Annotated in this window: 3 protein-coding genes; all 3 read right to left on the bottom strand. The window is 67.4% G+C overall.

All coding sequences use genetic code 11. From position 1 onward, the window contains the following. Positions 1-996: cytochrome d ubiquinol oxidase subunit II (gene cydB, locus AC2VNT_RS12180; protein ID WP_486947105.1), on the bottom strand; the 996-nt coding region annotated here is incomplete at its 3' end. 30 nt (positions 997-1,026) lie between these two features. After that, positions 1,027-2,511: a cytochrome ubiquinol oxidase subunit I gene (locus tag AC2VNT_RS12175; protein WP_486947104.1), complete on the bottom strand. Its 1,485-nt coding sequence runs from the start codon at positions 2,509-2,511 to the stop codon at positions 1,027-1,029. Positions 2,512-2,808: 297 nt separating this feature from the next. After that, the gene (locus AC2VNT_RS12170; RefSeq protein WP_486947103.1) at positions 2,809-3,123 is read right to left on the bottom strand and encodes a DUF732 domain-containing protein; all 315 of its coding nucleotides are present in this window, start codon (positions 3,121-3,123) and stop codon (positions 2,809-2,811) included. Between the last annotated feature and the right edge of the window lie 375 nt (positions 3,124-3,498).

Here is a 3,498-nt window from a genome sequence, read left to right as displayed (position 1 = left end):
AGCCGAGATCCGGTGCCGAAACACCCAATACGTCCAGCCCTGATATACGATCACCAGCGGTGCGAACAGCGCGGCCGCCCACGTCATGATCTTCAGCGTGTACGGGGTCGACGACGCATTGTAGATCGTCAGGCTCCAGTGCGGGTCCAACGTGGAGGGCACCAGGTTCGGATACAGGGCACCGAACAGCAGGACCACCACCGCGACGACGACGACCGCGGCGCAGAAGAACGCCCAGCCGTCGACGCCGCGATACCGCACCAGCGCCACCACCGCGAGCTGGGCGCCGATGCCGACACCCAGCGCCAGCCACGTCCACGGCTTGCCGTGGGCCAGCTGCGTCCACAGCCCGAACCCGGCGATCGGTGCGGTCACCGGCAGCGCCAGCCGGTTGGCGAACCGCAGCGCGTCGTCGCGGATGGCGCCGGAGGTCTTCAACGCCACGAATACCGCGCCGTAGAGCAGGAACAGTCCCCCGGTGGCCAGCCCGCCGAGCAGCGTGTAGGCGTTGAGCACATCGGTGATCGACAGGTGAACCCGGTGGCCGGCATCCACCGGCAGGCCGCGGACCAGGACCGCGAACGCCACCCCCCACAGCACGGCGGGCAGCCAGGAGCCGGCGGCGATGCCGGCATCGGCCCAGCCGCGCCAGCGGGGGTCGTCGATCTTGCCGCGCCACTCGATCGCGACCGCCCGCACGATCATGCCGAACAAGATCACCAGCAGCGGCAGATACAGCGCCGAGAACACCGTCGCATACCAGCCCGGGAACGCGGCGAACATCGCCCCGCCGGCGGTGATCAGCCAGACCTCGTTGCCGTCCCAGACCGGGCCGATCGTGTTCAGCGCCGCCCGCCGGTGCGCCTCCGGGTCGCCGGCGCCGACCCGGCCGAACGGTGCCATCAGCATGCCCACCCCGAAATCGAAACCCTCCAGGACGAAGAAGCCGAGGAACAGCACCGCGACCACCCCGAACCACAGTTGCTGCCATCCCATCTCGATCACCTCTCTTCGGATCCGGGCGGTTCAGTAGGCGAACGACAGTGGCGCCGGCTCGCCGGTGCCGGGTCGCAGGGCGGCGGCCGGTTCCGCGTCGTGTTCCTGCGGCCCGGCGCTGATGTAGCGCCGGAACAGCCAGAACCACGCCACCGCCAGCGCCGCGTAGACCACGGTGAACACCGTCAGCGAGGTGACGACCAGGGCGACGCTGTTGTCGGAGACACCCTGGGCGACGGTGAGCCGGATCTGCTGGTCACCGGTCGGGTTGGGCACCACCAGCCAGGGCTGGCGGCCCATCTCGGTGAAGATCCAGCCGGTGATGTTGGCCAGAAACGGGGTGGGAATGCTCCACAGCGCGACCCGGGCGAACCACCGCTGTCGCGGCGTCCGGCCGCGCCGAGTCAGCCAGAGCGTCGCCAGCGCGAACAGCACCGGGACCGCCAGCAGGCCGATCATCGCCCGGAATGACCAGTAGGTGACGAACAGGTTGGGCCGGTAGTCGCCTGCGCCATAGCGCTGCTGGTAGTCCCGCTGGATGTCACGCACCCCGCGCAGCTGCACCCCGTGCAGCCGACCTTCGGCCAGAAACGGCAGCACGTAGGGCACCTCGATCACCCGGGCCAGGTGGTCGCAGTTGTTCTGCCGGCCGACCGTGAGGACCGAGAAGTATGGGTCGGTTGCGGTGTCGCACAACGATTCCGCCGACGCCATCTTCATCGGCTGCTGGTGAAACATCAGCTTGCCCTGGGCGTCGCCGGTGAAGAACAGACCGGCGGCGGCGAGCAGGGTGACCAGCGACCCGAGAATTGCCGCCGGACGATACATGGCGCGGCCGTCGGCCGCGGCCATCTCCGGGCCGGCGCCCGCGGCGGCGATCCCGTTGCCGCAGCGGACCATCCACCAGACACCCACCGCCGCGACGAACGTGCCCGCGGTGAGCAGCGCACCGCCGACCGCGTGCGAAACCGCCGCCTGGGCGGTGTTGTTTTTGAACAGCGCGGCGATGCTGTCCAACTCGGCGCGCCCGGTCTCGGGGTTGTAGTGGGCGCCGACCGGGTGCTGCATGAACGAGTTGGCCGCGATGATGAAGAAGGCCGAGACGTTCACCGAAACCGCGACCACCCAGATGCAGCCCAGATGCACCCAGCGCGGCAAGCGGCGCCAACCGAAGATCCACAACCCGATGAACGTCGACTCGAAGAAGAACGCGGCCAGGCCCTCCATGGCCAGCGGGGCGCCGAACACGTCACCGACGAACCGGGAGTACTCGCTCCAGTTCATGCCGAACTGGAATTCCTGCACGATCCCGGTGGCCACCCCCAGCGCGAAGTTGATCAAAAACAGCTTGCCGAAGAACTTGGTCAGCCGATACCAGGCGGGGTTGTCGGTGACCACCCACACGGTCTGCATCAACGCCACCAACGGCGCCAGCCCGATCGTCAACGGCACGAAGATGTAGTGGTAGACGGTGGTGATGCCGAACTGCCATCGCGAAATGTCGACGACGTCCATGTGTGACCTCCCTACCCGCGGAGCACATTGCTACGACGAAGTGTAGTAGATCATGCCGCCGGTTGGCGTGGCGTTGTCACCGAATCGCGGCCCAACCTGTCCGGGTGCTGGCCCGCGGTCGCCGTTGCGACTGGTCATAGGAGGTGTGCGGTCGACAGCCAAGCGGCGGGCTCGGTCAGCGGCACCGGGTTGAGATGCCGGTGTGGCGGCGGGTTTTCGTCGGGGAAGTGACGGTTCCGCCGAACTCCGACGCCGCCAACGTCATTTAGGACGGACCGCCGCGGCGGCGGGGCACAACTATTCGGCGGGCTGAGGCTGATTGCAGTACGTCGCTCGGGCCGCCGCCACGAAATGGGACGCCTGCGTCAGCGTCAACTCGGGATTGGCGGCCTTCAACCCGCGTGCAGCCTGGTTGGAGGTGTGTCCCTGCGCGATATACCCGCACACCTCCCCGGCGGCGGATACGACTTGGTCCGGGTTCGGGTACTGGAAGCCGATCTTGTCGAGCGCGGCGAGGAAGGTGGTGTCGCCGGGGTCCGCGTTGGCCGGCGCGGTCATTCCGAGCGCTGCGGCTGCCGCGGCTGCGGCCAGAAGCGGTTTCAGAGCGGTCATTGTCTTACCTCCATAATCACCAGATGCCGGCCGGTTCGCTCATGGGAGAACGACGGCGATTTCTTCAAATGTGTTGCCACGCAAGGGCGTGTCGCCGCGCGCGGAGCCGGGGCGATGCCGATGCGTTCACCTTCGACGGTGCTCACCCAGCGTCCAGGAGTCGGTCGTCGGGGTGACGAAATCTTGGTGGCGATGCTCATCGACGAGATGCTCATCGACACGGCGGCAGCTCCCGACTGGGTTCTCAACCGTCGACGCCCTCGGTCGACAGCTGAGCGGGACAGTACGACTGGGCGGAGATAGCGACGAATTGAGCGGCGTTATGCACCGACAAGTGGTGATTCCTGAGCTTCAGGGACCGGACCACGGTGTTCG

Source organism: Mycobacterium sp. TH-M15 (assembly GCF_057473705.1).
Note: the sequence above shows the minus strand (reverse complement) of the source record. Positions and strands in the feature narration are given on the sequence as shown.

Coding starts and splice junctions, on each gene's coding strand:
- AC2VNT_RS12175 (WP_486947104.1), bottom strand. CDS start 2,511: ATGGACGTCGTCGACATTTCGCGATGGCAGTTCGGCATCACCACCGTC.
- AC2VNT_RS12170 (WP_486947103.1), bottom strand. CDS start 3,123: ATGACCGCTCTGAAACCGCTTCTGGCCGCAGCCGCGGCAGCCGCAGCG.